General features: G+C 63.3%; 24 protein-coding genes and 1 tRNA gene. 17 read left to right on the plus strand and 8 right to left on the minus strand.

Annotation, left to right across the window (positions count from 1 at the left end; translation table 11 throughout):
* The first annotated feature begins 63 nt into the window (after nucleotides 1-63).
* From ACU5AP_RS08220 to ACU5AP_RS08230, 3 genes are read left to right on the plus strand one after another with little or no spacing between them, the layout of a single operon-like run.
* Nucleotides 64-831, plus strand: coding sequence for an energy transducer TonB (locus tag ACU5AP_RS08220; protein ID WP_446681050.1), 768 nt, complete (start codon nucleotides 64-66; stop codon nucleotides 829-831).
* Nucleotides 828-1,595, plus strand: a complete 768-nt coding sequence (locus tag ACU5AP_RS08225) for an energy transducer TonB (protein WP_446681051.1) — start codon at nucleotides 828-830, stop codon at nucleotides 1,593-1,595. The genes ACU5AP_RS08220 and ACU5AP_RS08225 overlap by 4 nt, the downstream gene beginning before the upstream one ends.
* Nucleotides 1,596-1,610: 15 nt before the next feature.
* The gene (locus ACU5AP_RS08230; protein ID WP_446681052.1) at nucleotides 1,611-2,327 is read left to right on the plus strand and encodes an energy transducer TonB; all 717 of its coding nucleotides are present in this window, start codon (nucleotides 1,611-1,613) and stop codon (nucleotides 2,325-2,327) included.
* Here the strand turns inward: ACU5AP_RS08230 and ACU5AP_RS08235 are convergent.
* A complete protein-coding gene (locus tag ACU5AP_RS08235; protein WP_128720015.1) occupies nucleotides 2,282-3,115 on the minus strand; it encodes a trypsin-like serine peptidase in 834 nt (277 codons plus the stop codon). The genes ACU5AP_RS08230 and ACU5AP_RS08235 overlap by 46 nt on opposite strands.
* Before the next feature lie 72 nt (nucleotides 3,116-3,187).
* Here ACU5AP_RS08235 and ACU5AP_RS08240 point away from each other — a divergent pair, with 72 nt between their 5' ends.
* The 3 genes from ACU5AP_RS08240 (at nucleotide 3,188) to ACU5AP_RS08250 (ending at nucleotide 6,084) form a co-directional block, all read left to right on the plus strand.
* Complete coding sequence (locus ACU5AP_RS08240) at nucleotides 3,188-5,365, plus strand: S9 family peptidase (RefSeq protein WP_446681053.1); 2,178 nt, start codon at nucleotides 3,188-3,190, stop codon at nucleotides 5,363-5,365.
* On the plus strand, nucleotides 5,362-5,904 hold the full coding sequence (locus ACU5AP_RS08245) for a GNAT family N-acetyltransferase (protein ID WP_128720013.1): 543 nt from the start codon (nucleotides 5,362-5,364) through the stop codon (nucleotides 5,902-5,904). Before ACU5AP_RS08240 ends, ACU5AP_RS08245 begins: the two co-directional genes overlap by 4 nt.
* Before the next feature lie 103 nt (nucleotides 5,905-6,007).
* A tRNA-Asp gene (locus tag ACU5AP_RS08250) sits at nucleotides 6,008-6,084 on the plus strand.
* A 218-nt stretch (nucleotides 6,085-6,302) separates the two neighbouring features.
* Here ACU5AP_RS08250 and ACU5AP_RS08255 read toward each other — a convergent pair.
* A complete protein-coding gene (locus ACU5AP_RS08255; RefSeq protein ID WP_312991022.1) occupies nucleotides 6,303-9,449 on the minus strand; it encodes a TonB-dependent receptor domain-containing protein in 3,147 nt (1,048 codons plus the stop codon).
* 300 nt (nucleotides 9,450-9,749) lie between these two features.
* On the opposite strand from ACU5AP_RS08255, the gene ACU5AP_RS08260 reads away from it, so the two are divergent.
* The gene (locus ACU5AP_RS08260) at nucleotides 9,750-10,103 is read left to right on the plus strand and encodes a hypothetical protein (RefSeq protein ID WP_141258320.1); all 354 of its coding nucleotides are present in this window, start codon (nucleotides 9,750-9,752) and stop codon (nucleotides 10,101-10,103) included.
* Nucleotides 10,104-10,181: 78 nt separating this feature from the next.
* Here ACU5AP_RS08260 and ACU5AP_RS08265 read toward each other — a convergent pair whose 3' ends face one another.
* Complete coding sequence (locus tag ACU5AP_RS08265) at nucleotides 10,182-13,403, minus strand: TonB-dependent receptor domain-containing protein (RefSeq protein WP_446681054.1); 3,222 nt, start codon at nucleotides 13,401-13,403, stop codon at nucleotides 10,182-10,184.
* Between the two features lie 286 nt (nucleotides 13,404-13,689).
* Between ACU5AP_RS08265 and ACU5AP_RS08270 the strand changes: the two genes are divergently transcribed.
* Both ACU5AP_RS08270 and ACU5AP_RS08275 read left to right on the plus strand, forming a co-directional pair.
* Nucleotides 13,690-14,223 (plus strand): hypothetical protein, encoded by a 534-nt coding sequence (locus ACU5AP_RS08270; RefSeq protein ID WP_128720010.1) that lies wholly within the window; start codon nucleotides 13,690-13,692, stop codon nucleotides 14,221-14,223.
* A 108-nt stretch (nucleotides 14,224-14,331) separates the two neighbouring features.
* The gene (locus ACU5AP_RS08275; RefSeq protein ID WP_312991025.1) at nucleotides 14,332-15,249 is read left to right on the plus strand and encodes an MBL fold metallo-hydrolase; all 918 of its coding nucleotides are present in this window, start codon (nucleotides 14,332-14,334) and stop codon (nucleotides 15,247-15,249) included.
* On the opposite strand, the gene ACU5AP_RS08280 is transcribed toward ACU5AP_RS08275, so the two are convergent.
* Both ACU5AP_RS08280 and ACU5AP_RS08285 read right to left on the minus strand, forming a co-directional pair.
* On the minus strand, nucleotides 15,246-15,926 hold the full coding sequence (locus ACU5AP_RS08280; RefSeq protein WP_128720009.1) for a DUF1499 domain-containing protein: 681 nt from the start codon (nucleotides 15,924-15,926) through the stop codon (nucleotides 15,246-15,248). The two genes, ACU5AP_RS08275 and ACU5AP_RS08280, sit on opposite strands and share 4 nt — an antisense overlap.
* Nucleotides 15,927-15,943: 17 nt before the next feature.
* Nucleotides 15,944-17,575, minus strand: a complete 1,632-nt coding sequence (locus ACU5AP_RS08285) for a long-chain-fatty-acid--CoA ligase (RefSeq protein ID WP_446681055.1) — start codon at nucleotides 17,573-17,575, stop codon at nucleotides 15,944-15,946.
* A 173-nt stretch (nucleotides 17,576-17,748) separates the two neighbouring features.
* On the opposite strand from ACU5AP_RS08285, the gene udk reads away from it, so the two are divergent.
* Together udk and ACU5AP_RS08295 are read left to right on the plus strand one after the other, a co-directional pair.
* On the plus strand, nucleotides 17,749-18,393 hold the full coding sequence (gene udk / locus ACU5AP_RS08290; RefSeq protein WP_040345313.1) for a uridine kinase: 645 nt from the start codon (nucleotides 17,749-17,751) through the stop codon (nucleotides 18,391-18,393).
* An 87-nt stretch (nucleotides 18,394-18,480) separates the two neighbouring features.
* Nucleotides 18,481-19,095: a TetR/AcrR family transcriptional regulator gene (locus ACU5AP_RS08295; RefSeq protein ID WP_446681056.1), complete on the plus strand. Its 615-nt coding sequence runs from the start codon at nucleotides 18,481-18,483 to the stop codon at nucleotides 19,093-19,095.
* A gap of 16 nt (nucleotides 19,096-19,111) precedes the next feature.
* Here ACU5AP_RS08295 and pdxH read toward each other — a convergent pair whose 3' ends face one another.
* Nucleotides 19,112-19,780: a pyridoxamine 5'-phosphate oxidase gene (pdxH, locus tag ACU5AP_RS08300; RefSeq protein ID WP_128720006.1), complete on the minus strand. Its 669-nt coding sequence runs from the start codon at nucleotides 19,778-19,780 to the stop codon at nucleotides 19,112-19,114.
* A 115-nt stretch (nucleotides 19,781-19,895) separates the two neighbouring features.
* Between pdxH and ACU5AP_RS08305 the strand changes: the two genes are divergently transcribed.
* The 5 genes from ACU5AP_RS08305 to ACU5AP_RS08325 all read left to right on the plus strand — a co-directional run bounded on the left by ACU5AP_RS08305 (nucleotide 19,896) and on the right by ACU5AP_RS08325 (nucleotide 23,499).
* The gene (locus ACU5AP_RS08305; RefSeq protein ID WP_446681057.1) at nucleotides 19,896-20,627 is read left to right on the plus strand and encodes a J domain-containing protein; all 732 of its coding nucleotides are present in this window, start codon (nucleotides 19,896-19,898) and stop codon (nucleotides 20,625-20,627) included.
* Nucleotides 20,628-20,638: 11 nt separating this feature from the next.
* Nucleotides 20,639-21,724 carry a chorismate synthase gene (gene aroC, locus ACU5AP_RS08310; protein ID WP_128720004.1) on the plus strand — a complete coding sequence of 362 codons (1,086 nt, stop codon included), beginning with the start codon at nucleotides 20,639-20,641 and terminating at the stop codon, nucleotides 21,722-21,724.
* Nucleotides 21,725-21,808: 84 nt separating this feature from the next.
* Nucleotides 21,809-22,504: a pirin family protein gene (locus tag ACU5AP_RS08315; RefSeq protein WP_003164786.1), complete on the plus strand. Its 696-nt coding sequence runs from the start codon at nucleotides 21,809-21,811 to the stop codon at nucleotides 22,502-22,504.
* Between the two features lie 96 nt (nucleotides 22,505-22,600).
* The gene (locus ACU5AP_RS08320; protein ID WP_040345311.1) at nucleotides 22,601-22,864 is read left to right on the plus strand and encodes a hypothetical protein; all 264 of its coding nucleotides are present in this window, start codon (nucleotides 22,601-22,603) and stop codon (nucleotides 22,862-22,864) included.
* Nucleotides 22,865-23,055: 191 nt separating this feature from the next.
* Nucleotides 23,056-23,499 (plus strand): GNAT family N-acetyltransferase, encoded by a 444-nt coding sequence (locus ACU5AP_RS08325; RefSeq protein ID WP_088411651.1) that lies wholly within the window; start codon nucleotides 23,056-23,058, stop codon nucleotides 23,497-23,499.
* A gap of 37 nt (nucleotides 23,500-23,536) precedes the next feature.
* Here ACU5AP_RS08325 and queE read toward each other — a convergent pair whose 3' ends face one another.
* Together queE and queC are read right to left on the minus strand one after the other, a co-directional pair.
* Entirely contained in the window at nucleotides 23,537-24,172 is a 636-nt protein-coding gene (gene queE, locus ACU5AP_RS08330; protein WP_446681061.1) for a 7-carboxy-7-deazaguanine synthase, read from the minus strand.
* Nucleotides 24,169-24,876: a 7-cyano-7-deazaguanine synthase QueC gene (queC, locus tag ACU5AP_RS08335; RefSeq protein ID WP_373863218.1), complete on the minus strand. Its 708-nt coding sequence runs from the start codon at nucleotides 24,874-24,876 to the stop codon at nucleotides 24,169-24,171. Before queC ends, queE begins: the two co-directional genes overlap by 4 nt.
* 206 nt (nucleotides 24,877-25,082) lie before the next feature.
* On the opposite strand from queC, the gene ACU5AP_RS08340 reads away from it, so the two are divergent.
* On the plus strand, nucleotides 25,083-26,675 hold the full coding sequence (locus tag ACU5AP_RS08340) for a response regulator (RefSeq protein ID WP_141258322.1): 1,593 nt from the start codon (nucleotides 25,083-25,085) through the stop codon (nucleotides 26,673-26,675).
* Nucleotides 26,676-26,679 lie beyond the last annotated feature (4 nt).

Below are 26,679 nucleotides of genomic sequence, written 5' to 3' on the forward strand. Positions count from 1 at the left end.
CCTCCTGTGCCACCTAGGCGCGGGAGGCGTTTTCGTATGAATCGAGCAGTCGGCGCGGTAGTCTTGGCCACGATCATTGTCGGGTCAGGCGCGACCGCCTTTGCCGAAGACAAAGCCCGACCTGAGCGGCTCCCCGTCGTCGTCGAAAATCCGGCCTGGGTTGTTCCACCCCAAGTCGATGGCGACGACTACCCCATCTTCGCCGCCTATCTGGGCGTGAACGGCTCTGTCAGCCTAGAGTGCATGGTCACGCCCCAAGGCAGCCCCGAAAACTGCCTGGTCAAGGACGAGCGGCCGACTGGACTGGGTTTCGGCGACGCCGCCAAACGCATCATTCTTCGCCATCGTCTGACGCCGCGCCGCGTAAACGGCGTGGCGACACCGGCCAAGTTCGTGGTTCGCCTGCCTTTCACCGCCGATTTCGAAGAACCAGAAGACGCGGCCCCGCCTCCCACAACGCCCTGGACCGGCCCGGAGCCTTCTGCTCCCCAACTCGCCAACGCCCGAGCAGTCATCGAAGCCGTCGGCATTCCGTCTGTCGCCGAGCGTCTGGGGCTGGATGAATTGCCGGAAAGCCGTCGAACGGCCGTCCAAGCATGGGCCACAGAGTTGTTTCCGCCCGATGCGGAACTGGCTGAGGCCTTGGCCCTCGGTATGGCTCGACTATGGGCCAAGGAAGCCATGGATCGTTTCGTCCTGGGAACAGAAGCGCCTCAGATCACCGAAACTGAAGCTCGCGCGGCTTACGGAGAGCCGGACTTCACGGCCATCGACGCCGAAATGAAGCGCCGCTACTGCGCAGCCTATGACTGCGGAGACGCAAGGAAATGATCCTGGCGCTCACTCTGGCGACCATCCTCGGAGCATCCCCCCAAGCCGAACTACCGCACGATCCCCCTGTCGCCTGGGTCACACGCCCCACGCCGACGTCAGACGACTTTCCGCCGTTCGCCGCCGCCATGAACATCAGCGGCTGGGCCGAAGTGAACTGTCTGGCGACGGCCGAAGGCCTGCCCAGCGCCTGCACCACCATGCGCGCAAGGCCCGATGGCCTGGGATTCGCCGAGGCGGCCGTTCGCGTGATCCAGCGGGCGCGATTGACGCCCGCCCCGCCCGACATTTCGCCCGAAGAGCGCGTGTTCAAGGTCCGCGTGCCGTTCAATAGCTCGCCATTCAGCGACGCACCGCCGTCCCCCTGGTCCGGCCCGACGCCCAACGCCGCACAGTTGGAAAGCGGCCGTCGCTACGCCCGACGCAGCGTCGAACCGGTCGCCCGCCTGCGACGCCACTGGCGGCTGGATCAGATGCCGCCCGAGATGCGCCGAACGACCGAAGGCTGGATCGCCGAACTGTTTGGAAACCTGGAGACGGAGCGTCAGCGACGGGCTCTGGCCGCAGCGCGCGTTCTGGCCGTGCGCGGGCTGGACGCTATGCCGCCCAAACAGCCGGATGACTGGACTGAATCCTGGGTTCCACAGTTGAACGAGGCCAGTCGCGATCTCCATCCTCGCGAACCGATGGTCGAACTGCGTCGCCGTTTTTGCGCCCGTTACGATTGCGGGCCAACGGCCGAAACCGTCGCCACCCCTGAATAGTCCGGAGTTCCCCGCATGATTACGCTTCTGGCGACCTTGGCTCTGCTGGTCGAACCTGCACATTGGGAGACTCCGCCGGATGTGAAACGTTCCGACTACCCAGCCTTGGCCAGAGACTTGCGGATCAACGGAACCGTCACGCTCGAGTGCGTCAATAATGAAGACGGCGCCCTGTCCCGGTGCGCGGCCATGTCGGCAAAGCCGGCCGATGCGGGCTTTCAGCAGGCCGCCCTGGCGATCGTGTTCCGAGGGCGCGTCGCCCAACCTGCGGGCGTCCCTTTCAGCATCGAACTGCCCTTCGACATCCTGGACGAAGACGACGAACCGCTGCGCCAACCGTGGGAGGGCCCCGAACCAGGCCCAGAACATATCCAGGCCGCCCAGGCCTTTACCGACAGCTTCTATGGCGGCAGCCGCTCTGCGGCCGAACGCTCGATCCGGGATTGGAAGGTCAACGAGATGCCGCCCGAAAAGGCGGCGCTTCTGCGCGGCTGGATGGACGAACTATATCCCGACCTTGAAGCTGAGAAAGCCTGGCACGCCGCAGGGGTCGCTCGCGTCCTTGCGCTGCACGGCGTTGACTATCTGCCGACGCGGAAACCGATCGGCTGGGACGCTTGGTACGCTCAGGTCACCCGGGCCAGCCCGGAAGACCCGGCCCCGATCAGAAACGAAATGCGCCGCCGCTACTGCGCGGCGTTCGACTGCGCTTCGGGCGTAGCGGTCGACTGATCCAGCAAGGCGATGGTCTCGCGTACATAGTCGGCGTGGGCCACGACGCCCAGGTCAATACCCTGTCCGCCGCTCTGAACCTCCTGCACCAGCACACCGGCGATAAAGGGATGGTCGGGAACCGGCGCTCCCGGCACGCGGCGCGCCGCCGGAGTCCAGAAGACCGGCCCTCCGGAGTTCCCCTGAGCCACCACGAAATCCAGCAGGAAGATCGGGAAGTGCCGAATCGGCGTCAGCGGCCAGGAGCTGATCCGCCCCAGCCGCAGGATGGGAAAGCCCGCCCGGTTGGCCGACAGCCCATGCGGATAGCCCAGCGCCAAAAGTTCATCCCCCGGCCCCATACGCCAGCGATCGAAGGCCTCGGCGTCAGCCAGCCATCCGGCGGGAATCGCCGCCTGGGCGAAGGCGGGCGGCGCCGTGATCTCCATCACCGCCACGTCACGCTCCGGATGCGCGGTCCACAACGGCGCGCCGACCGCGTCGCGGATCGTCAGGTTTTCCGGCGTGAATTTCCAGGCGCCGTCCGCCTCGGCCGTGCGCCAACCGATGCGCGCCTCATTGCCCGGCATGACGTCCAGCACGTGCCGCGCCGTCACCAGCACCACGCGCGGCGCGCCGTCGGGCCGAGGCGCGGCGATAAGGAAACCTGTGCCGACCTTCCTCTGGCCGTCGCTGATGGCTTGATCCAATTGCACAGTGGCGTTGATCACGCCGACCGTCAGATCCCATTCGGGCGGCGGAGCGGCGACGACAGCGGGTTGTTCGGGCGGAAGATCCTGAATGATCATGCCGCCATTTGACGCCGAGCGTCGCCGGGCACAAGGTCCAGCTCAAATCATATTCAGGGGGAAGCCCACGCCATGAACCGCCGTGAACTGATCGCCTCGACCGCCGCCGTCGGCGTGGTCGCCGCCTCCCCCGCCCTTGCCCGCCAGAGTACCGGAGCCTCGATGTCAAAACCCACGCCGCCCGTCGCCAAGAAGGTTCCCGTCCGCATTGAACAGTTGGGCCGCGTCCGCGTCGACGACTATCAGTGGATGAAGGACGACAACTGGCAGGCCGTGCTGCGCGATCCGTCGCTGATCAAGGCCGACGTCAAGGAGCATCTGACCGCCGAGAACGCCTATCGCGAGGCCATGATGGCCTCCACTCTGCCCCTGCAGGCGCAGATGTTCGAGGAGATGAAGGGCCGCATCAAGGAGGACGACAGCTCCGTCCCCGCCGCCGACGGGCCGTGGGAATACTACGTCCGCTACAACACCGGCGACCAGCATCCGCTCTATTGCCGCCGCCCACGCGGGAAAAAGGATGGCGAGATCATCCTGCTGGACTGCAACAAGCTGGCCGAGGGCAAGGCCTATTCGGAAGTCTCGGCAACCGAGCACAGCCCCGACCACGCCCTGTTCGGCTATGCCGAGGACGCTCAGGGCTCCGAAGTCTACAAGATCTATGTGAAGGATCTGGCGACCGGCGAGGTGCTGCCCAACCCGATCGAATCGGCCAGCGCCAACTTCACCTTCTCGCCCGACAGCCAGTGGATCTTCTGGACCAACCGCGACGACAACGGTCGTCCGGACAAGATCTTCCGTCGCCCGGCGCGCGGCGGCGAAACCACGCTGGTCAATGAAGAAACTGACGAAGGCATGTTCCAGGGCGTCGGCCGCACCGCCGACGACGCCTTCATCGTCATCTCCATCGGCAACCAGGAAACGTCGGAAAGCCGCATCATCCCGGCCGCCACCCCCACGGCCGCGCCCGTAGTAGCCGAGCCGCGCCACGTCGGTCGCCTGTATGACCTGGACCACTGGGGCGACCGCTGGGTGATCCGCACCAACGCCGACGACGCCGTCGACTTCAAGGTCATGGAGGCGCCGACCGCCTCGCCGGGCAAGGCCAACTGGAAGGATCTGATCCCGCACACGCCCGGTCGCTTCATCGAGGGCGTAGCCTTGGTGAAGGACTATCTGGGCCGCCAGGAACGCGCCGACGCTAACACCAAGATCGTCATCCGTGATCGCGCCGGCGCCGAGCATGAGATCGCCGTGGACGAGCCCGCCTACGCTCTGTCGCTGGGCGGCGCGTCGGAGTTCGACACCACAGTCATGCGCTATGGCTACAACTCGCCGTCCACGCCGACGTCCACCTATGACTACGATCTGAAAACGCGGGAACGCACCCTGCGCAAGGTTCAGGAAATCCCCTCGGGCCACAATCCGGCGGACTATGTGGTCGAACGGCTGAACGCCCCGGCCTCTGACGGCGAACTGGTGCCAGTGACGGTCCTGCGCCGCAAGGACACGCCGGTCGACGGCTCGGCGCCGCTGCTGCTCTACGGCTACGGCTCCTACGGCATACCGATGGCGGCCAGTTTCGCGACGAACCGGCTGTCGCTGGTCGATCGCGGCTTCATCTACGCCATCGCCCACATCCGCGGCGGCTCGGACAAGGGCTGGAACTGGTTCCTGACCGCCCGGCGCTTCACCAAGAAGAACACCTTCACCGATTTCATCGCGGCCGCTGAACACCTGATCGCGCAAAACTACACCAAGGCCGGAAACATCGTCGCCGAAGGCCGATCCGCAGGCGGGCTCCTGATGGGCGCCGTAACCAACATGCGGCCGGACCTGTGGGCGGGCGTGATCGGCGGCGTGCCCTTCGTCGACGTCATCAACACCATGAGCGACACCAGCCTGCCCCTGACCCCGCCGGAATGGCCTGAATGGGGCAATCCGCTCGAGGATGCAGCCGCCTACGACTACATGCTGAGCTACAGCCCCTACGATCAGATCGAGGCCAAGCCCTATCCGGCGCTGCTGGCGACCGGCGGCCTGTCCGATCCGCGCGTCACCTATTGGGAGCCGGAGAAGTGGGTGGCCAAGCTGCGTCCGGCCTCGACCTCGGGCAAGCCGGTGCTCTTGAAGATCAACATGGAGGCGGGTCACTTCGCCTCGTCGGGCCGCTTCGACTATCTGAAGGACATCGCCCACGACTACGCCTTCGCCGTCTGGGCGGTCGAGAAAGGCTGGGAAAAGGCGTGATCGTCCGGCCGTTCGCGGAAGCCGACCTGGCGGCCGTAACGGACATCTACGCCGACAGCGTGCTGAACGGCACGGGGACGTTCGAACTGGACGTCCCCAGTGCTGATGAAATGCGAGCGCGCTTAGCCGCACCCGCAGCCCTAGGTCTGCCGGTTCTGGTCGCCGAAATCGGCGGAGCGGTCGCGGGCTACGCCTATGCTGCGCCTTATCGCCTGCGCGCGGCCTATCGCTTCATGGTCGAGGACTCGATCTACGTCGCCGAAGCGTTTCGCGGACGGGGCGTCGGCAAGACATTGCTGGACGCCCTGCTTAGGGCCTGCGAGGCCCTGGGAATGCGTCAGATGGTGGCGGTGATCGGCGACAGCGCCAACACCGGCTCCATCGCCCTACATGAAGCGGCGGGCTTCGCCCACGTCGGCGCCTTCCGCGACGCCGGGTGGAAGTTCGACGGGTGGCGCGACGTCGTCTTCATGCAGAAGGCGCTCGGCCGCGGCGGCGCGGTTCCACCCGACGCCGACGGCTTGGATTGCGGTCGCTAGAGTCTGAATTCGCAGATTTTTTAGCAAAAGCGCCACAATGCGCTTGACCGAAAGCGCGACGAACCGTATTCGCCCCTCCTCTCCTCCTCGCGGGGAGAGAAACGCGGGTGTAGCTCAGTTGGTTAGAGTGCCGGCCTGTCACGCCGGAGGTCGCGGGTTCGAGCCCCGTCACTCGCGCCACTCCTTCTCAGAAATGAGGGAGTGGCGCGCCGCTCCCGCGCTTCGCCCTTGCTTTCACAAAATCTACAAAGCCGCTTCCACATGACAAGACGCGCTTCGTCTTGCCCTGACTTTCCGCGCTCATGCGCTGAGCAGCTCCTGACCAACGAGCAAAAGCCCACAAAAAAGGACGGCGGATCGATCGATCCGCCGTCCAGTCATGAAGGAATTCTCGTTAATTAGAAGCGAGCGGTCAAACCCACAAAGTAACGACGTCCCAACACGTCATAAGTTGACGGGTCGGTGTTAGCCTGAATGTTCGGCGAGTAAATCGGCGGCTGCTCATCGAACAGGTTATTGACGCCAACACGCAGCGACACGGCGTCGTTGACGTCGTAGGTCGCACGCAGGTCGAAGTACCACATCGAATCCACCCCAGTGCCAGCGCCGCCCGTGACGGTGTTGCTATGCACCATTTCGTCGATAAAGCGAGCCGTAGCCGTGACCGAGAATGGATCCAGACGCCAGTTACCGGTGATGGTGTGGCGCCATTCCGGCGTCGCAGAACCCGTGCCCGAACCGATGGTGCCGACAAAATCGCGCACTGGATCCAGCGAGGTAGTCTGCGACTTATACTTCTCAACCCAAGTCGACAGAACATTGAAGTTCAGCGCACCAGCGTTGCCCAGTCCGAACTCAACGCCGAAGTTCAGGTCAACGCCGCTGGTTTCCGTCATCGCTTGGTTACGCGACAGTTGGACGACATTCTGAACCGAGCCGTTGGCCTGATTGCGCTCGAACAGCTGACACCAAGCGTTGTTGGGATCGTAGGTCGGGTTGGCGTTGTCCAGATTGAAGCAGCGCTGGACGATGGTACCGACGCCGAGCGAGGCGATCACGTCCTCGATCTTAATCGACCAATAGTCCACCGACATATAGAGGCTGTCGGCCCAGCCACCCGTGTTAAATGGCGAACGGGCGACGATACCGGCGGTCCAGGAATTGGCCTCTTCCGGCTTCAGGTCCGGGTTGCCGCCCGTGATCGCAGGAATCTGCCCCGACCAGGCAAAGTTCGCTCCGCCCGCCACGGCCGACTGCGTTTGGCAAAGTTGAGTCACCTTAGCGCCATTCGGACCGTTGCGGCTGTAAGACGCAGTGGCCGGCAAGCGAACGTCGCACGGGTCCAGACGATTGAACGACGGGAAGTTGTTCGTCTGAGGAGCGAACAATTCGGAGATGGTCGGCGAACGGACAGCCGTTTGATAGCCGCCACGAGCGCGGAGCCAATCATTGACCTCCCACTCGAGGTTAGCCTTCCAGCTGCTGGTCGTGCCCGAATGCGAGTTTTCCGAAACACGATAGCCGAGCGACAAAGACACGTCCTGAGCGAACGCGACATCCTTGACGATGGGCACCAGCAATTCTGCGAAGATGTCCTTCCAGTTCAGGAAGCCGGAGATCGGTAACTGCTGATTGAAGCCAGCCACCAGGCCAGGCTGCAAACCGCTATCGGGACGGAAGTCAAAATCCAGCTCGCGATAGCTGGCGCCGAAAGCCCCTTGGAGCGGGCCCGCGGGCAGTTCAAACAGGTCGCCGTTAACAACGGCCTCGACGATGGACTGCTCAACGACAGTCAGGTTCTTCGCCTCAAGGCTGATCCATGCAGCACAGCTCGCATCGATCGGCGCGGCGCCGAACAGGTTGAGGCCGTTGGCGCAAGCTCCGCCGGAAAGCGCCGCTTGCTGAGCGATCGTCGGTGCCCTGAACGCGGCCACGCGCGCGTCATAGGCGGCCTGGCTTTCAGTCGTCGCTTTGCCATCAATGTGGCCGAGCAGAAGACCGACACGATCACGACGCACATTGCCGCCCTGAATCTCATTCAGAGACGTGCGGCCGTACGAAGCATAAACATCGTACGTCCAGGTGTTGGTGCGGGGCAGCGAACCCTTGGTGCCCAACAAGACCTGCCACACGTCGTGGGTGTTGAATCCGGTGCGCCCCCCCAGGTCATTGAATCGCTTCGAGAACGCGAAGGGGTCGTTCGGACGAGCACGGGCAGCCAGCAAAGAGCCCAACTGAGACCCAATAAACGGGTTGCTAACCGCTACATTCCAACCCGTCGCGCCGCCCGCGGGCGTGGGAGCGAGCTCCTGCTTGGCGTTATAGTTGGTATACAGCGCCTGCACGTAAGGCTTGAAGTGGTCGTTGAGCTCATAGTTCACGCGCGTGAACAGATTCCAACGCTCCATCGGCAAGACAAGGATATTGTCCGGTTCGAAGTTATACGAGAAGATATTCGGAGCAAAAGCCGTCGCGATAGCGGACTCCGGCCCCTTGTAGTTATAGATGTTATATACGCTGCTGGTTTCTAGGCCCGTGCAGAACAGGCTTCCGTCGGGATTAAAGCCAAAGCCAGCCCAGCCACCCGAAGCATCACAGCGGTTCGCACCCCCGAAGACGCCATCAACGACACCCTGTCCCGGCGTGTTAGCGCCCAGGCCGACCGCACCGCCCGGGAAGATCGACGTGGTGCTCGAGGCTTGCCCTGCAAATTCGCGGGCATCCTTGTACATCACTTCACGGTTGAAATAGCTGGCGTTAAATACCGCATTACCCTTACCGTCGGCGAAGTTGCCGCCGAAGGTGATGTCAGCGCCCCACTCCTGCCCGTCGCCCTGCTCGGTCAGACGGTATTGAGAGTCGAGTTGGACGCCTTCGAAGTCATTCTTAATGATGAAGTTGACAACACCTGACACGGCGTCCGCACCATATGTCGAGGCGGCGCCGCCGCTGATGATTTCGACGCGGTCAATCAGCGCAGCCGGGATGGTGTTAACATCGACGGTGCCGCCCGCGGTCGAGCCCATGGGACGACGACCATCCATCAACACCAAGTTGCGGCCCGAACCCAAACCACGCAGATCGATGAAGGCCCGACCATTGGAACTGGGGTTGTTCGACTGAGAGCTGAGGCCGGCAGTCACTTGCGGCAGGGTATTCAGATACTGCTCGACGGTGGTCGAACCGGAATGAGTAATATCCTCCTGTTGCACCGTCAGCACCGGGCTTTCGGCGACAGCATCGCGACGGGCGATACGCGAACCCGTCACCACTACTTCATCAACCCGGGAGACGTCCTCCTGCGGCGCGCTCTGCGCGAACGCAGGTGCAGCGAAGCCGATGGCGGCCACTCCGGCGATCATCGTGGTCGCCAGCAATCGCTTGCGATGTTCCATGAAAATCAATTCTTCCTCCATTAAAATGAAGGAGCGCAGCGGAAAGCGGATATTCCCAAAAAACGCCGACACCCCCAACCCAGCCTCAATTTCTAGCGATTCGAAACCGCGGCTGACTGTGCATCTATCTTCATATTTGAAATTGTTCATTGGCCTTTACGATACTGACGTGAGTTAGCCTCTCACGTGTCTCAAAATCGCCACATATAAACCCGAACAGCCCATAAATTGACACTTACAAACTGCCAGCCAACTCAAAAAATAATTCCAAAAATCATGGAAATGTTGACAATGCCACCCCTAATTTACCACTTTTCAGCCGCCACCTTCCTCTCCCTGCTCATTACCGGAAGCGCTACAGCCCAAAGCGACCCTACCGCTTTCGAAAGACTGTCCGAGTGTCAGGGCCTCAGTGCAGACGAACAAAGATTGACCTGTTACGATGAGCGCATGGCCGCTCTACGCGCCGCAGCGAACAGCGGTGAGGTTGTGATCATGGAGCGCGCGCAGGTTGACGCCGCCAAGAGAGCGGTCTTCGGCTTCTCCGCGCCTAACCTTCCGACCATGTTCGGAGGAGATGCCATAGAAAGCCTGGAGACAACGCTGGAGCGCGCCACCGCAGCTGCGAACGGGGCCTGGATTTTCCACCTTGCAGACGGCTCGACATGGCGACAGATCGACAACACGCGTGTCGCCAACCCTAGGGCTCGCCAAGGGGAAGAGGTTCGCGTCCGCAAGGCGGCACTAGGCAGCTATTTTCTTAATCTCGGCTCAAATCGAGCCGTCCGCGTGCGGCGCGAGTAACCTACAAAAACAGCCTTTCGAAACACAAAAAAAGCGGCGGATATGAAATCCGCCGCCTTCTTAGCTCTCAACAAACCCTTAGAAATTTGCCGTGGCGCCAAAGAAGAAGTAGCGCCCCATAGCGTTATATAGCTGCGGGTAGGTGTTGTTATTACCCGTCGTGCCGACACTGTAGGACAGTGGCGGATCGGAATCGAAGACGTTATTCACGCCCGCGCGTAACGAGATATTATCCCGCATCTGCCAAGTGCCCGCCAGATCGAAATAGTTCTGAGAATCCAGAACGCGATCGATACGGTCGCTCGGCGAGTTGTTCAGGCTGCCATCCGAACCCAGAACCGCGATTTCGGCCTCACCATAGTAACGCCAAGTGCCGTTCAGGTTCAGACCATCAATCGGGGTGTTCCAGTCAACCCGGAAGCGGTGACGCCACTCGGGGTTCGGCACGCCGCACTGGTTAGCGTAGAAGCCCGCGCAGTCGTACGTCGAGCGAGCCAAGCCCAAACCGGTGTCGGTCTCAAGCTTGTCCAGCCAGGTGCCGACGAGGGCGAAGCCCAAGCTGCCGACGCCGCTCCAACCAAAGTCAGCCAAATCGACATTGTAGTTGGCGGCGACATCGACACCCGAGGTTTTCAGGCCGCCGATGTTCGTGTTCAGATCCACCACATTGCCGGTGCCGACCCAAAGCTGGCCGTTGGCGTTCCGCTGGATGTTGTTACAGGCGGTCATGAAGCCGCCTTCGTAACAGGCGTCCAATGCGTTCTGCGGGCCGACCGATGAGATCAGATTGTCAATCTGGATGTCGAAGTAGTCGAGCGTCAAGTTGAAGCCCGGTAGGAATTCAGGCGTGAAAACCACACCGAAAGTCAGAGTGTCCGAGCTTTCCGGCGTCAGGGTTGTCTCCCCGCCTTGCAGCACATTGTACTGGCCAGCAGGGCTGCTCAGATTACCGCCATCTGCCTGACCTTGCGACACCTGCCAAGGATTGGTGCCAATGCAAGCGGCCTGCGAGGCGGTGCCGTCTTCGTTCGGATCGGTGAAGTCGCAGGGATCATCATCCATGTCGAACAGGTTGAAGCCCTGTGCGGTGAACAGTTCGATGACGTTAGGCGCACGAACCGCACGCTGGGCGCTGGCTCGGAAACGAACCGAGGGAACAGGCGCCCAGTCGCCGCCGATCTTCCACGAATCCGTCCCCCCACCGAGGTCATACTCCGAGTGACGATAAGCCAGATCAAGCGACAGCTGGTCTGCGAACGCCATGCCTTCGGCGATCGGAATCTGAGCCTCGACGAAGACGTCGTAAACTTGGTTGGCACCATTCAAGCCCAGGGTTGGACCGCCTTGCCCCGCGCCGTCGCCGCTCGAGAACGACACGTCTGGCGTCAGATCCAGAGCATCGCGGCGATATTCGCCGCCGAAAGCCGCCTGAACACTACGCGTCGCCCAAGGCGACTTCACGCCATAGGCGCCCAAGTCGACCGTCAGCGAACCTGAAGCCACCTGCTGCGTCGTCCACCCCGTCGCGACCAGCGGCACCTGCAGATAGTTCAGCGCCTCTTGCGTCACGCCTCCCGGCTTGAAGATATCGTACGGCACGCAGTCCGCATCGATACCAGCAAGCACGGAGCGGCAAACCGGCGTATTGGTGCTGGGGTCCAGCACGACATCCAGAGCGCGCGCCAAGCGCGTATTCGAGAATTCGTTGCGATAGATATTAGTGTACTGCGCGCGAGAATATTGGATCGACAGATCGTAGCTCCAGGCGTCATTCAGATCGCCACGGGCGCCGATCACGCCACGATACGACTGGAAACGAATGTCGGACTGACGTCCGCCGCCTTCAACGTTACGACGCCCGATGTACAACGGAACAAGGTTGGGATCCTCCAACAGGCGGAAGGCCTCGTTGCCGCCCGGCGTGGTGGACCCTGGAGCCGAAAGCGAGAACGTCTTGTCGTCGTTTTGAATCACCCACGTATTGTATGCGGCGGTAGCTTGCGCGCCGCAGCCAAGCGCCGTTGCCTGCTGCGCGTTCAGCAGCGGACTATCGCAGTTGATGAACGACGACCCATCCGTAGTTCGGAAGCCGCTCTTGAACTCACCGAAGAAATTGCCCGATGGCGCGATCTGAGCGATTGTAGAATAATCGCTGAACATCAGCTGGGTATACACTTCGATCTTGTCGGTCACGTCGTAATGACCGAAGACCCCTAGCGTGTATCTCTCATCTGGGCGCTGAAAATAATTGGAAGGACCAAAGTTGTAGGCATCCGTTGCACCGACATAGTTACGGAAACCTGCACTGTTCACCGTATAGGCGAAGCTTGGCATCGGGTTGACGTCAATATCATCCGTCGTGGGGTCATTATCGGTATCGATCAGGAATTCATTGCCGCCGAAATCTGTAAATTGGCCAGGGAACGAAGTGCCGGAACCACCGCAGTTAAACTCACCCGGAGGCGTGCTGGCCGTAGGCGCGGAAAGCGAGCAGGATGAATAGTCGTAGTCGCGCCCCAAGACCTTGTTGTTCTTACGATAGCCAGCATACAGCGTGATATTGCCGCGATCATCAGGGGCGTTGACGCCCATCAACAGGTTCACTTCACGGCTGAACCCCGTATAAACGTTGTCATCCGGCAACTGGAACTGCGATGGGTTCGAGGCGGAGCGACGTTGAATAACGTCACGCAGGTTGCCCACGCCGTCATAGTCGTTGTTGTGCTGATTGAAGCCGTATTGGGCGTCGATCTCAATGCCCTCGAAGTTGCGACGCATGATGAAGTTCACGACGCCAGCAATGGCGTCCGAACCATAGACGGCCGAGGCGCCGCCGGTCAGCACTTCAACACGCTCGACCATTTGGCCCGGAATCTGGTTCAAGTCAGCCGCGTCGTCCTGCGGAGAGCCGTAACCCATTCGCTTGCCGTCGATCAGCACCAGCGTGCGCGACGAGCCGAGGTTCCGCAGCGACACCGTCGCCGTGCCGGAAGCACCGTTGGCGACCGTCGAGTTCTGGGCAGCGAAGGCTTGAGGCAGTTGGGTGACCAGATCTTCAACGCGGGTCACGCCCTGAACGTCGATGTCTTCGCCCGTCACTTGGGTCACAGGGCTGGTGGTGGTCAGATTCGGCTGACGTAGGCGCGAGCCGGTAACGACGATGTCGCTCACCTGACTCGGTTGATCGGCCTCGGGACTCGGCGTGGTCTGGGCCGCAGCCGGCGCGGCGAAGCCGACCAGCGCAAGGCCCGCGATCATCGTCGACGCCAGAAGACGCTCACGTTTGATCTGAAAATTCAAAGCTTATCCTCCTAAGTTGTGAACGACTCTGACGAAGTCCACCTTCATCCGTCGACCACGGGATAACCTCGACCGTCGCCCGTCTCGAAGGCGCGCCCGATACCCGATCGAAAGGGTAGGCACGACACGTGACTACAGACCACGCAAATTACATGAGCTTCACGATTGAGCCTCTAGCATGTCGCAATTTCGCCACGGAATGACTCTGGCGACCAGCAGCAAAATCTCATAATATGGTCCAAGACATTCAAACTCATGATTTCGGAATCCGCCAAAAATGCGAACGATGTTGACCTTCTGCGTCGCCGCGATCGGCACATTTGGCCTCAACTGCGACACATTGGCGCAAGTTCAATCCTCTGAACGTTCGACGCTCCTGAGCGATCTTTCCGAATGCCGCGCCATGTCGGACGCCGCCGTTCGCCTGGCCTGCTTCGACCGAACGGCAGACGCCTTGGATACGGCGGAACGCCAAGGCGAACTGGTGGTGATGGGGCGCCAACAGATTCGCGAAGCACGACGCCAGCTCTTCGGCTTCAGCGCTCCAGCCCTTCCTGCGCTCTTCAGCCGAGGCGGTGGTGGGACGGATGCTGAGCCGGAGGTCGACTCCGTTGAAACGACCTTGGTGAGCGCCGGTCAGGATCATGAGGGCAAATGGACCTTCCGTCTGGCTGACGGCGGCGAATGGCGGCAGATCGATTCGGCGCCTGTCCGTTTCCAGAATCGGAGCGGCATGGAAGTCAGGGTGCGCCGTGCAGCTCTGGGCAGTTACCTGCTAACCGCCGGCAAAAGCCGGGCAGTTCGCGTCAAGCGGCAGTAGTCTAAAAAAGCAAACGGCACGCACTCACTCTCAAGTCCAGCTATGGTGCGAGCCGCTCTCCTTTGTGGAGAAGCGACTGCTGGATTCGCACACGCAGGGAGGCTGGCCATGATCCCCTATCTCCGTCAGTTCGACTTCGCCTACGGGCGGCGCGATCAGGTCTCCCCGTTGATTCAACGCGTGATCGCCGACAATCCGGGGCCATTCACCTTCACAGGTACAGGAACCTATATCGTCGGACGCAGCCTGCCGGGCGCCGAAGTGGCAGTGATTGATCCCGGACCGGACGATGACGCTCATCTGTCGGCCCTACTGCGCGCAATTGAAGGCCGCGTGGTCAGCCACATCCTTGTGACGCACACCCATCGCGACCACGCCCCCCTCGCCCGCTCGCTGGCCGAGGCCGTCGGCGGCGCACCGATCCTGGCGGCTCGACCGCCTGAGCGGCCCCTGCACGTCTCAGCCGCACTGGATGAGGATGATGACGCCGACTTCCACCCTGACGTGCTCCTAGCCGGAGGCGAATGGATCGAGGGCGACGGGTGGACGCTGGAAGCCATGGCCACGCCTGGGCACGCCTCCAACCATATGGCCTTCGTGCTGCGACAGGAGAACGCCCTGTTCAGCGGCGATCATGTGATGGGTTGGTCGACCACAGTGGTGGCTCCGCCGGACGGCGATATGGCCGACTACATGAACAGCCTGGACGCCGTCCTAGCGCGTGGTTTTTCGACGATATGGCCGACGCACGGCCCGGCAATCACCCAGGTCACCCCCTTCCTGAAGACCTATCGCGACCACAGGCTGGAGCGTGAGGCCCAGATCATGGCTCGGCTCGCGTCAGGCGACCAGATGATCGCAGACATGGTGCCCGCCCTATACGCCGCCGTCGATCCGCGACTGTGGCCCGCCGCCAGCCTTTCTGTGCTCGCCCATCTGATCAAGCTGGCGAAAGACGGACGCGTCCAGGCATCCCCTCAGCCAGAGATGGCCGCGAACTGGCGACTGACCGATCCAGCCCTCTAAGGCGTCAGCTCTGCGACGACGGCCTTGGCGAGACGACACGCCTCATCCCCGACCTGAAGGCTGTCGCGCCCGGCGACGCGAACGTCGGTGCGGCCAGGACGAATCCGGACAGTGACATCATGGGTCAGGCCGAACCACGCGCCTTCCTTGCGCCCGTCCACACGGAAAGGTGCCGTGCCCAGAACCGTGAACCCCGCCTTTTCGAGCGCCCAGGCGGCGGTCTCCGGCGCGACCTGGGTCGGCGCGGGACTCAATCCTTCACAGGCCTGAGGCCGGGTTTCGGGCACGCCCGCAAGGCGCCGCTCCGCCGCCAGAATACGCGCGAAGGCCGGCGGCTCCGATGGATCGGTCGCCACATCGCGCGGAGCATCGGTGAAACGGCGCTCCTGAACCAGATAGCCGCCCAGGGTCACGCCTGCGATCGCCAGGGCCGCCCCCGCAATCCCCAACAGTCGACGCTCGCGAAACGCCATCAGGCAGGCGATCAGGGCGGCCGCCAAGCCCAGATAGGCCAGCAACCGCCCCGCTTTCAGGGCCAGCACGCCCAAACTGAAATCAGCGCTCCACACGCCCACCCGCGCGCCGCAGATCGCGACCAGCAACAACGTCGGCGCCAAAAGCGCAACGAGCAGCAACATCACGGCCAGAGACTGGCCCTTGGGGCGTGTGGTCGACATGGCGTCCTCCGTCGCTGTCAGCCGGCGGCGGGCAGTTGGTAATCCTTCATCCGCTCGCGCAGCGTCTTCTTATCGATCTTGCCGGTGGCGCCCAGAGGAATGTCATCGACGAAGACCACATCGTCCGGCATCCACCATTTGGCGATCTTGCCCTGCAGGAAGTCGAGGTGCTCTTGCTTGTCCTCGGCCTCGCCCTCCTTGAGCTTGACCAGCAGCACCGGCCGTTCGTCCCACTTGGGATGGGCCGCGCCGATGACGGCGGCCAGCGCGACCTTGGGATGGCCGACGGCGATGTTCTCGATGTCGATCGAGCTGATCCACTCCCCGCCCGACTTGATGACGTCCTTGGCGCGGTCCGTGATCTGCATGAAGCCCTGGGAATCGACGCTGGCGATATCTCCCGTGTCGAAGAAGCCTTCGTGATCCAGGATATCGCCGCCCTCGCCCTTGAAATAAGCGCCGGCGATGGTCGGTCCCTTGACCATGACCCGACCATAGGTCTTGCCGTCATGCGGCATGTCCTGGCCGCCGTAGTTCTTGATCTTCAGCTCAACGCCCAGCGGGGGCGTGCCCTGCTTCATGCGCCAGGCCATCTGCTGATCATAAGGCAGCGCCTTCAGCTCCGGCGTCAGATTGGCGATGGTGCCGATGGGCGAGGTCTCGGTCATGCCCCAGGCGTGAACCACCTCGACGCCGAACTTGTCCTGGAACCCGCGGATCAGAGCCTCGGGGCAAGCCGAACCGCCGATCAGCACCTTTCGCAGAGTCGAGAACTTCAGATTGTTCTCCACCATGTGACCGAACAGCCCCTGCCAGACCGTGGGCACGGCGGCCGAGAAGGTGACGCCCTCGGTCTCGATCAACTCATAAATGGAAGCGCCGTCCATCTTGGCGCCCGGCATGACCAGCTTGGAGCCCGCCGCCGGGCCGACGAAGGCGATGCCCCAGGCGTTGGCGTGGAACATCGGCACCACGGGCAGAATGACTTCGCTGGGCGTGCCCCCGACGACCGTCGCCTGCATCCCCAGCAGCGTATGGATGAAGTTGGAGCGGTGCGAATACAGCACGCCCTTCGGGTTGCCCGTCGTGCCTGAGGTGTAGCAGAGGCCGCAGGCCGTCTGCTCGTCGAACCCGCCCCAGGTCACATCGCTCGACGATTGCTCCAGCACAGTCTCATAGGCCTCCGCCCTCGGCAGCTTGGCCTGCGGCATGTGGGCGGCGTCGGTCATGACGATGACGCGCTCAACCGTCGGACAATGCGGCAGAACGGCTTCCAGCAGCGGCACGAAGGTCAGATCGGTGAACAGGATCCGGTCTTCGGCGTGGTTGATAATGTAGGCCAGCTGTTCTGGGAACAGGCGGGGATTCAGGGTGTGGCATACGGCCCCGATCCCCATGATTCCGTACCAGGTCTCGATATGGTTGCCGGTGTTCCAGGCCAGTGTCGCGACGCGGTCGCCTGGCTTGGTTCCCCAGGCCAGAAGGGCGTTCGACACGCGACGCGCCCGTTCATGGATGGCCGCGTAGTTGGTGCGGACGATCGGCCCCTCGACCGAACGCGTGACGACCTCACGCTCCCCGTGCCAGTTCTTCGCGTGATCGAGGATCTTGTCGACCGTCAACGGCCAGTCCTGCATCATACCCAGCATTCGGCGTCTTCCCTCGTCTATGCGCCTTGGTTGAAAGCGGCGCTTGCGCCCACGCTAAGACAGGTGAACAGCGACAAGCAACGTGACGCAAGGGAAGGCAGGCCGCGACAGATCGCCGTTTCAGCGCACGATCAAGGCTTGCATCCGGCTGCATCCGGGTGAATGAGCCGCCCATGACCATACTGATCGCTATCACCGGCGGCTCGGGCTCCGGCAAGAGCACCCTGGCCGAAGCCCTGATTTCCTCGCTGCCGGAGGGCGTCGCCGCCCTATTGCGCGAGGATTCCTACTATCTGGACGCGGCGTCCGTGCCGGGCTTCGACGCCGCGACGCATGACTTTGACGATGTCGCCGCTCGCGATCACGATCTGCTGATTTCCGATCTGACCGACCTCAAGGCCGGGCGCAGCGTGACCGCCCCTCTCTACTCCTTCATCCATCATGGACGCGAACCGGGCGGCGAACCGGTGCCGGCCGCCCAGGTCGTCGTCGTCGAAGGCACGCACCTGCTGTGCACGCCGGCCCTGACCGCCCTGTTCGACATTCGCGTTTTCGTCGACACCCCGGCGGATATCCGCTTCATTCGCCGGCTGCTGCGCGACCAGACAGAGCGTGGACGAACGGCGGAATCGGTCATCCATCAGTACCTCGCCACCGTCCGTCCCGGTCACGAACGCCTGACGGAACCCTCGCGGGTTCATGCCGATTTCATTGTCGCAGACGCCACCGCCGCCGTACGTCTAGAAGACCCTCAGGCCGTCGTGCGTCTGGCCGCGCCCGTGCTGGCCCACCCTCTGCTCGAGCCCTGGCTGAAGTAACGGGCCTCGTTGAGTGTATTAACCGTGATCGTTGCAATCGTGGCAAATTAAAGGCAATATCACCGTCTAACGGCTGGTGACAATCCGATGACCGTCTCGGTCCATGTCCTCGACGACCCTCGACGCGACGCCCTTGTGCGCCAGGCTCGTCTGCACTTTGTCGAAGAAGGCTACGCTGGCACCAAGATGGAGCGGATCGCCCGCGAAGCGGGCGTATCGACGGCGACCCTCTACGCCATGTTCGAAAACAAGGCGGCGCTGTTCGCGGCGGTGATCGATGAAGCATCCGCAGATTTCGCTGAACGCATGGCCAAGGTGAAAACCTGCAGCGGCCCGGCGCAGCCGAGATTGAACAGTTTCCTGACAGCTTACGCCGACTTCATCAGCGACCCGTTCGTCAGGGCCATCTTTCGCCTGGTCATGACCGAGCGGCGCCGCTTCGAGAGCTTGGCGACCACCTTCTATGAGCAAGCGAAGCACGACTTCGGCACAGTACTGGTCTCGGCCCTGGCCGAAATGGCCGCCAAGGGCGAGTTGAATCTCCACAAGCCTTCGTGGGCCGCCAGCCAGTTGATGGGCATGGTGGAACACCCACTGTTCTTTGTGCCGACAGTGACCGGGGACCAGGTTCTGCCTACCCGATCTCCCGTCGCCATCGCCGAAGACGCCGTGGAGACCTTTCTGGCCCGCTACGCCGCCTGAGCCGCTTCAAAACCGCCTAGGGCCACAGACGACTGCGGCGCCAAGGCTGATCTTCCATCGCCCGATCAAAGCGCAGGCGGTCGTGCAGGCGGAAAGGACGATCGCGCCAGAACTCGATCTGTACGGGCTTGACCCGCCAGCCGGTCCAGCGATCGGGACGAGGCACCTCCTGACCGTCAAAGCGCGCGGTCTGTTCCGTCACCCGCCGTTCCAGCGTCGCCCGGTCCGCCAGAGGGCGCGACTGATCCGACACCCAGGCGCCGATTCGGCTTTCGCGCGCCCGGCTGGCGAAATAGGCGTCGGCTTCTTCCACGCTGACCGGCTCGACCGAGCCGCGAACACGCACCTGGCGGCGCAGGCTCTTCCAGTGGAACAGCAGGGCGGCGCTGGGGCTGGACCACAATTGACCGCCCTTGGCGCTTTCCTGATTGGAGAAGAAGGTGAATCCCCGCGTATCGACATCCTTCAGCAACACCATCCGCACGTCAGGATGACCGTCGACATCGACCGTAGCCAGGGCCATCGCGTTGGGGTCATTGGGCTCTGATGCTCGCGCATCCTCCAGCCACTCCACGAACAGGGCGATAGGCTCGTCCCGGTCGAACAGGCTTTCATCCGCGTTCGCCTCGAGCTGGGCGGCATAGTCTTCGCGAGACGGGCTGGGGGGGATCACTGACTGGGTCATGTTGGACCTATAGTCCCGCTCGCGGTTCGCGTCACATGGCGTTCGTTCAATCCTGCGTCAGCTTTGCAAATAAGGTTAACCCTGTCTTGACCATACGGCCCGCACAGTGGCCGCCATGCGCGCAGACAGCCTCTCCTTCATGGACGCTCGGCGCCTGCTCGGCCTCAACGGCCCCGCAGGGCCGCAGGCTCTGGCGGCCGCCTTCCGCATCGCGATCAAGGCCTCTCGCCCGGATCAGCCCGGCGGCGACGCCGAACGGTTCCGGCGCGTGATCGCCGCCTATCGCCTATTGCAAACCGAAACGCGCGCCCTGCCTGCACCACGCAGAAATTCCGAGGCTCCAGGCGTCCACACTGCGCGCACCGCCTCTCCTCCGCCGCCACTCATCGTGCTGACGCCGATGCAGGCGCTCACCGGAGGCAGCGTGATCGTCAATGCCTGGGGACGGAGCCTGCTGATCCACGTTCCTCCAGGCGTGAGGACCGCCGACCGCATCCGCCTGAAAGGCTGCCCTGCCCTGCTGCGCGTCCTAATCCGACCGGCCGACGGCTTGTCCGTTCTGGGAGCGGATCTCTTCATGGATTGGCCCATCGCGCCGCGCCTGATGCGGGACGGCGGGCGGATCGAGATCGACACGCACGCCGGACCACAAGCCGCCTGGCTGGTGCCGGACATGGTCGAACCGGTGCGACTGCGCCTTCCCGGCCTCGGCCTGCCCGCGCGGGGCAAGCGGGCCGCCGGCGACCTGTTCGTCAAGCTGGTTCCTTCTGACGACCTGCCTTCGGCCGCCGAGGATATGCTGCTTCGCTTCACTCGGGTCTGGACGCCGGAGCGGATGGCGGCTTAAGCCTCGCCATCATGTCGCACAACACCTTCAGCCACCTGTTCCGCGTCACCACCTGGGGCGAAAGCCACGGCCCCGCCATCGGCTGCGTCGTCGACGGCTGTCCGCCGCTGATCCCGCTGACTGAAGCCGATATCCAGCCCTGGCTGGATTTGCGCAAGCCCGGCGGCAGCCGCTTCGTCACTCAGCGACAGGAGGCCGATCAGGTCCGTATCCTGTCAGGCGTCTATGATGACGGCGACGGCCCGGTCACGACCGGAACCCCGATCAGCCTGATGATCGAGAACACCGACCAGCGATCCAAGGACTACGGCGAGATCGCTCGCGCCTTCCGTCCCGGCCACGCCGATTACGCTTATCAGGCCAAATACGGCGTGCGCGACCCTCGCGGCGGCGGCCGGTCATCGGCGCGCGAGACGGCCAGTCGCGTGGCGGCGGGCGCGGTGGCCCGCAAAGTCCTTGGCCCGGATGTGCGGATTCGCGCAGGCGTGGTCCAACTGGGCCCGCACAGAATCCCAGATGAGGCCGTCGACTTCGACGCCGTCTACGACAACGCCCTGTTCGCCGCCTCGACCGAGGTCGTGCCTGAGTGGGAGCGGTATCTGGACGACGTGCGCAAGGCGGGTTCGTCCATCGGAGCCGTCGTCGCGCTGGAAGTCACGGGCGTCCCGGCCGGATGGGGCGCGCCCCTCTACGCCAAGCTGGATGCGGAACTCGCCGCGGGCCTGATGTCCATCAACGCCGTGAAAGGCGTCGAGATCGGCGCGGGCTTCGGCGCCGCCGAACTGTCGGGCGAGGACAACGCTGACGAAATGCGGCTGGGCGACGACGGCCAGCCCGTCTTCCTGTCGAACAAGGCGGGCGGCGTCCTTGGGGGCATCTCCACCGGCCAGCCGCTGACGGCGCGCGTGGCGTTCAAGCCGACCTCCTCGATCCTGACTCTGCGCCAGACGATCAACCGCGACGGCGATGAGGTCGACCTGCGCACCAAGGGACGTCATGACCCCTGCGTCGCCCTGCGCGGCGTCCCGGTGGTCGAGGCCATGGCCGCCATCGTCTTGGCCGACGCCATGCTGCGCCACCGAGCTCAGACGGGCTGAGGCCATCAGAAACAATAACAGTTGCGAATAAGGGCGCGCGATCCTATCTAGGTTTCAAGCATTTCTCGGATGGGAGACCGAACCATGATCGACGTCAGACCTTTCAACACCCTCGGCGGCGCCAACCACGGCTGGCTGAACGCCAAACACCACTTCTCGTTCGCCAACTACTATGATCCCAAGCGGATGGGCTGGGGCCGCCTGCGCGTCTGGAACGATGATGAAATCGGCGCCCGGTCGGGCTTTCCGCCTCACCCGCACGCCGACATGGAGATCATCACCTACGTCCGCACCGGGGCCATCACCCACGAGGACTCCATGGGCAACAAGGGCCGCACCGGCGCGGGCGACGTTCAGGTGATGAGCGCGGGTACAGGCGTGCGTCATTCCGAGTTCAATCTCGAAAATGAAACGACCACCCTTTTCCAGATCTGGATCGAGACCGACAAACCGGGCGCTCAACCGTCCTGGGGCCAGCGTGAGTTTCCCAAGAACGATCGCTCGGGCCGCTTCACCGTCGTCGCCTCGGGCGATCCGTCGGACGAAGCCTTGTCGATCAACGCCGACGCCAAGATCCTGGCAGCCACGCTGAAGGCGGGCGAAAGCCTTTCCTATGACCTGGCCGCCGGTCGCCGCGCCTATCTGGTCCCCGCCGTGGGGCAAGTCGAGGTCAACGGGACCACGCTGAACGCTCGCGACGGCGCCGGCATCGTCGACGAGTCGACCATCACCATCATGGCCAAGCAGGACGCCGAACTGGTCATGGTCGACAGCCTGTAAGCCTACGCTGATCGAAAGATCACAGGGGGCGTTCGAAAGAGCGCCCCCTTTCTTTTGCGCGCTGACAGAAGGCAGGCGGCGCGGCAAACTGTCGTCATGATCCAGCGCCTTACCGCCCTCGCCTTCTGTCTGTCCGGCGCCTTGATGCTTCAGGGCTGTGTCGCAGGCGCCGTCGTCGGCGCAGGAGCCGCCGTCGTCGGCGGCGCGGCCAAGGTGACGGGCGCCGCCGTCGGCGCAGGTTTCGACGCGGTCACTACCTCGGACGAGGAAACCAAGGCCAAGCGCGAGCGCGAACAACGCGAGTATGAACGCGAACAGCGCCGCTGCGAACAAAGGCAGCGGCAGGGCAAGGACTGCTAAGTCCCCTTCGCTTCAAGGCGTTTCGCCGACACTCCATTGAATCTCTCTCCGCCGCCTGCTAACCGCCTCAGCTCGCAGAAGGAGATTTATGCGCAGAGCCCTCAACTAGGCCCGCCCACGCGGGATTTTCCTGCGCCTGATCGGGCGCAGTCTCTGTTTGCATATCTATCTGCGGAAAACTCATGCCACACATGGACACGATCATTCGTGCCTATAGCCCTTCGACCGACACGGCCTCGCTGTCGGACATCTGGCTTCAAGCCTCGATTCTCGCCCACGCCTTCATCGGCGAGGACCGCCTGCTCGAACAGCAGGGCCTGATCGAGAGCCAATACCTGCCCAGCGCGGAAACCTGGGTCGCTTGCCGTGGAGGCCGACCCGTCGGCTTCATCAGCCTGATCGACAGCTTCATCGGCGGCCTGTTCGTCGCCCCCGACCAACAGGGCCACGGGATCGGACGCGCGCTGGTCGCGCACGCCCTTTCACTGAAAGGGACGCTGATGCTGGAAGTCTATACGGACAATGCTCAGGCGATGCGCTTCTACGAAGCCCTCGGCTTCCGCGAGCAATCGCGGCGAGCGACGGACGATTCAGGCCTGCCGTTCGAAAACGCCCAGATGCTTCTGGCGGCCTAAGGCACCCGGCAGGGCGGTTCGCCGCCCTGCCCTCGCCCTACCGCACCCCGATGTACTTGTGCGTCTGAACGCTGAGCCGCCATTGCGGGTGGGTCAGACAATATTCGATGGCGGCGGCGGTGTTGGCGGCCTGGTCGGGGCCGTCCATGGGCTGCAGCCAGAAATGCTGGAAGTCGAGGCTCTCGAACCGATCCGGCATAGCCAGGGGCTGCGGATAGACCAGCTTCAGCTCCTGTCCTGAGGTCTGAACCACGGGGGCGTCGGCCTTGGGGCTGATGCAGATCCAGTCGATGCCGTCCGGCGCCGTCAGGGTGCCGTTGGATTCGATGGCGATCTCGAACCCGCGCGCATGCAGGGCGTCGATCAGCGGCGTATCCAGTTGCATCAGCGGCTCGCCGCCCGTGCAGACCACCAGCTTCGGATCGCCTTCGCGACCACGCCACATCCCTGCGACATAGTTAGCCATCAGGTTGGCCGTCTTGAACTTGCCGCCGCCGTCGCCGTTCACCCCGACGAAATCGGTGTCGCAGAAGCTGCAGATCGCCGTTGCACGGTCTCGCTCCAGCCCGCTCCACAGATTGCATCCGGCAAAGCGCAGGAAGACCGCGGGGCGGCCCGCCTGTCCGCCCTCGCCCTGCACCGTCAGGAAGACTTCCTTGGCCGAATAGGTCATGCGGCCGCCCATTGCGCATAGCCCGCCGCGCGCAGTTCGCAGGCCGGACAGGCCCCGCAGCCATAACCCCAGACATGGCGATGCGTCCGGTCGCCCATATAGCAGGTATGGCTGAACTCGATAATGGCCTCGACCAGGGCGCGACCGCCGATCTGATCCGCCAGCTCCCAGGTCTGGGCCTTGGTCAGGAACATCAGCGGCGTCTCGACCGGCACGGACTTGTCCAGCCCCAGCGACAGGGCGCGGGCCGTGGCCTGGATCGTGTCGTTGCGGCAGTCGGGATAGCCGGAGTAGTCGGTCTCGCACATGCCGCCGATCAGGACTTCCAGCCCGCGCCTGTCGGCCAGGGCCGCCGCCGCGACCAGGAAGATCAGATTGCGCCCCGGCACGAAGGTGTTCGGCAGGCCGCGCGCGTCCGCCTCGATGGCGCGCTCGGTCGTCATCGCCGTCTCGCCGATGGCGCCGAAGCCCGTCAGATCGACCACGTGATCGTCGCCCAGGCGGTCGGCCCACTGCGGCAAGGCCTTAACCAGTTCCTCGCGAACGGACTGGCGAGCCTGCATCTCGACCGCATGACGCTGGCCGTAGTCGAAGCCAACGGTCTCCACCCGATCAAAACGCTCCAGCGCCCAGGCCAGGCAGGTGGCGCTGTCCTGCCCGCCGGAAAAAAGAACAAGAGCTGTTTTTTCAGAGTGTTGCACGATTGCGCTCATGACAAGCCTGCGGTCGGCCCGCAGGCCGCGCGCATTCGAAAAAAGGAACCAGGGTCGGATAGATGGGACGTCGCCCCCCTATACGCCAGAGCGACGGGCTCGGCAAAGGACGCGAGATTGACAATAAACAAGGCGGCTTAACCCTTCTGCAAAAGATTCTCTGAGATTGTAAAAGAACCTCAGTAGGAGCCGGCCGAATGCCGACGATTGAAGTGCTGACTGACCGCGTGGAGCCGGTGGCGAAAACCGCCATGACCGGCGACATTCTCGCGCGGTTCCAGCGCGAACCGGACACCTTGGTGATACCGGTCGTCGACGGCGATCGCCCTATCGGCCTGATTGAGCGCGGAGACTTCCTGCTGAAGCTGGCCGGCCCGCTGGGTCAGAGCCTGTACGGCGCCCGCGAGGTCGTCCATGTGATGGACCCGGAACCGGCCGTGATCGAATCCGGCGTTCGGGTGGACGCCTTTTCCTCCATCATCCTGAAGAGCGGTCCCGGCGCCTTGATGCGCGGCTTCATCGTCACGCATGGCGGAGCCTATCGCGGCGTCGGCACGGCCGTAGCCCTGCTGCGCGCCATCAATGAAGACCAGCGTCACGAGAACCAGCGCCTGGTCGAGCAGCTCCACTCCTCCGACGCGGCCGAGCGCGCGCTCCAGACTGCGGCGCGGGACAAAAGCCGCTTCATGAGCCTGCTGAACCGCGAACTCAGCACCTCCATGAACGGGGTGCTGGCCGTGGCCGAGCTGCTGCATCGCCAGCCGCTGAACGAGGCCGCCAAGGCCCATGCCCGGACCATCATGGATTCCGCCGAGGACATGCTGGACAGCCTGCGCGACGCCCTCGACCTGGCGCGCGCCGAGGCGGGCGAACTGCAGATCAGCGCAACCGCCACCCCTCTGCGCACCCTGATGGATGAGTTGCAGAGCCATTGGTCGCCGCGCGCGGCTCAGGACGGCGTCACCCTGATGGTCGGCTATGAAGGCGACACGGAACTGGCGGCCATGGTCGACGCAGACCGCCTGCGCCAGGTGTTCAACAACCTGATCGGCAACGCCCTGAGCTTTGCCCGCCACGGCATGGTCGAGGCCAGCCTCAAGGCCCACGCCTATGGCGACCGCGTGCAGATCGAGGCTCGCATCCGCGATGACGGTCCCGCTGACGAAAGCCGCACCAGCGGCCTGCTAAATCCTTCGGCGCCAGACGCCGGACTGGGCCTGGCGATCAGCCGACGCCTGATCGAATGCATGGACGGTCGCATCTGGGCCGAGAACAATACGGGGCGCGGCGCTACCTTCGCCTTCGACCTGTCCGCGCCGATCGCCTTCATCGAGCGTGACGAACCGACCAACGTCGCCGATCTGGACAGCCTTCATCTTCAAGCGCGTCCGCATGTGCTGATCGCAGACGACAACGCCACCAACCGCGTGGTGGCCCAGGCCCTGTGCGAGATGTTCGGCTGCACCTCCGAAACCGTCGAAGATGGTCAGGAAGCGGTCGAAGCCGTCCAGTCGCGCCCCTTCGACCTGATTCTGATGGACATCAAGATGCCGCGTCTCGACGGCGTCGGCGCGACACGCGCAATTCGGGCCCTCGACGGCCCTCAGCGCGACATTCCGATCATCGCCCTGACCGCCAATGCCGACCCGGACGACGCCAAGGCCTACCTGGCCGCCGGCATGGCCGCCGTGGTGGAGAAGCCCATCAAGCCGGAGCGCCTGCGCCTGGCCATGAACACCGCGCTGGAACCGGCGAACGCCGCCCCTGCGCGGGCGCGAGACGTCGCCTAAAGGC

Source organism: Brevundimonas sp. RM1 (assembly GCF_052907225.1).

Excerpts from the sequence above, each read along its gene's own strand:
- ACU5AP_RS08280 (WP_128720009.1), bottom strand. The coding sequence starts at position 15,926 with ATGTCGACCACACGCCCCAAGGGCCAGTCTCTGGCCGTGATGTTGCTG.
- ACU5AP_RS08315 (WP_003164786.1), top strand. The coding sequence starts at position 21,809 with ATGATCGACGTCAGACCTTTCAACACCCTCGGCGGCGCCAACCACGGC.
- ACU5AP_RS08240 (WP_446681053.1), top strand. The coding sequence starts at position 3,188 with ATGAACCGCCGTGAACTGATCGCCTCGACCGCCGCCGTCGGCGTGGTC.
- ACU5AP_RS08305 (WP_446681057.1), top strand. The coding sequence starts at position 19,896 with ATGCGCGCAGACAGCCTCTCCTTCATGGACGCTCGGCGCCTGCTCGGC.
- ACU5AP_RS08230 (WP_446681052.1), top strand. The coding sequence starts at position 1,611 with ATGATTACGCTTCTGGCGACCTTGGCTCTGCTGGTCGAACCTGCACAT.
- ACU5AP_RS08340 (WP_141258322.1), top strand. The coding sequence starts at position 25,083 with ATGCCGACGATTGAAGTGCTGACTGACCGCGTGGAGCCGGTGGCGAAA.
- ACU5AP_RS08285 (WP_446681055.1), bottom strand. The coding sequence starts at position 17,575 with ATGCTGGGTATGATGCAGGACTGGCCGTTGACGGTCGACAAGATCCTC.
- ACU5AP_RS08255 (WP_312991022.1), bottom strand. The coding sequence starts at position 9,449 with ATGAACAATTTCAAATATGAAGATAGATGCACAGTCAGCCGCGGTTTC.
- udk (WP_040345313.1), top strand. The coding sequence starts at position 17,749 with ATGACCATACTGATCGCTATCACCGGCGGCTCGGGCTCCGGCAAGAGC.
- ACU5AP_RS08260 (WP_141258320.1), top strand. The coding sequence starts at position 9,750 with ATGGCCGCTCTACGCGCCGCAGCGAACAGCGGTGAGGTTGTGATCATG.
- ACU5AP_RS08225 (WP_446681051.1), top strand. The coding sequence starts at position 828 with ATGATCCTGGCGCTCACTCTGGCGACCATCCTCGGAGCATCCCCCCAA.
- ACU5AP_RS08325 (WP_088411651.1), top strand. The coding sequence starts at position 23,056 with ATGGACACGATCATTCGTGCCTATAGCCCTTCGACCGACACGGCCTCG.
- ACU5AP_RS08320 (WP_040345311.1), top strand. The coding sequence starts at position 22,601 with ATGATCCAGCGCCTTACCGCCCTCGCCTTCTGTCTGTCCGGCGCCTTG.
- ACU5AP_RS08295 (WP_446681056.1), top strand. The coding sequence starts at position 18,481 with ATGACCGTCTCGGTCCATGTCCTCGACGACCCTCGACGCGACGCCCTT.
- ACU5AP_RS08275 (WP_312991025.1), top strand. The coding sequence starts at position 14,332 with ATGATCCCCTATCTCCGTCAGTTCGACTTCGCCTACGGGCGGCGCGAT.
- ACU5AP_RS08270 (WP_128720010.1), top strand. The coding sequence starts at position 13,690 with ATGTTGACCTTCTGCGTCGCCGCGATCGGCACATTTGGCCTCAACTGC.
- aroC (WP_128720004.1), top strand. The coding sequence starts at position 20,639 with ATGTCGCACAACACCTTCAGCCACCTGTTCCGCGTCACCACCTGGGGC.
- ACU5AP_RS08235 (WP_128720015.1), bottom strand. The coding sequence starts at position 3,115 with ATGATCATTCAGGATCTTCCGCCCGAACAACCCGCTGTCGTCGCCGCT.
- queE (WP_446681061.1), bottom strand. The coding sequence starts at position 24,172 with ATGACCTATTCGGCCAAGGAAGTCTTCCTGACGGTGCAGGGCGAGGGC.
- pdxH (WP_128720006.1), bottom strand. The coding sequence starts at position 19,780 with ATGACCCAGTCAGTGATCCCCCCCAGCCCGTCTCGCGAAGACTATGCC.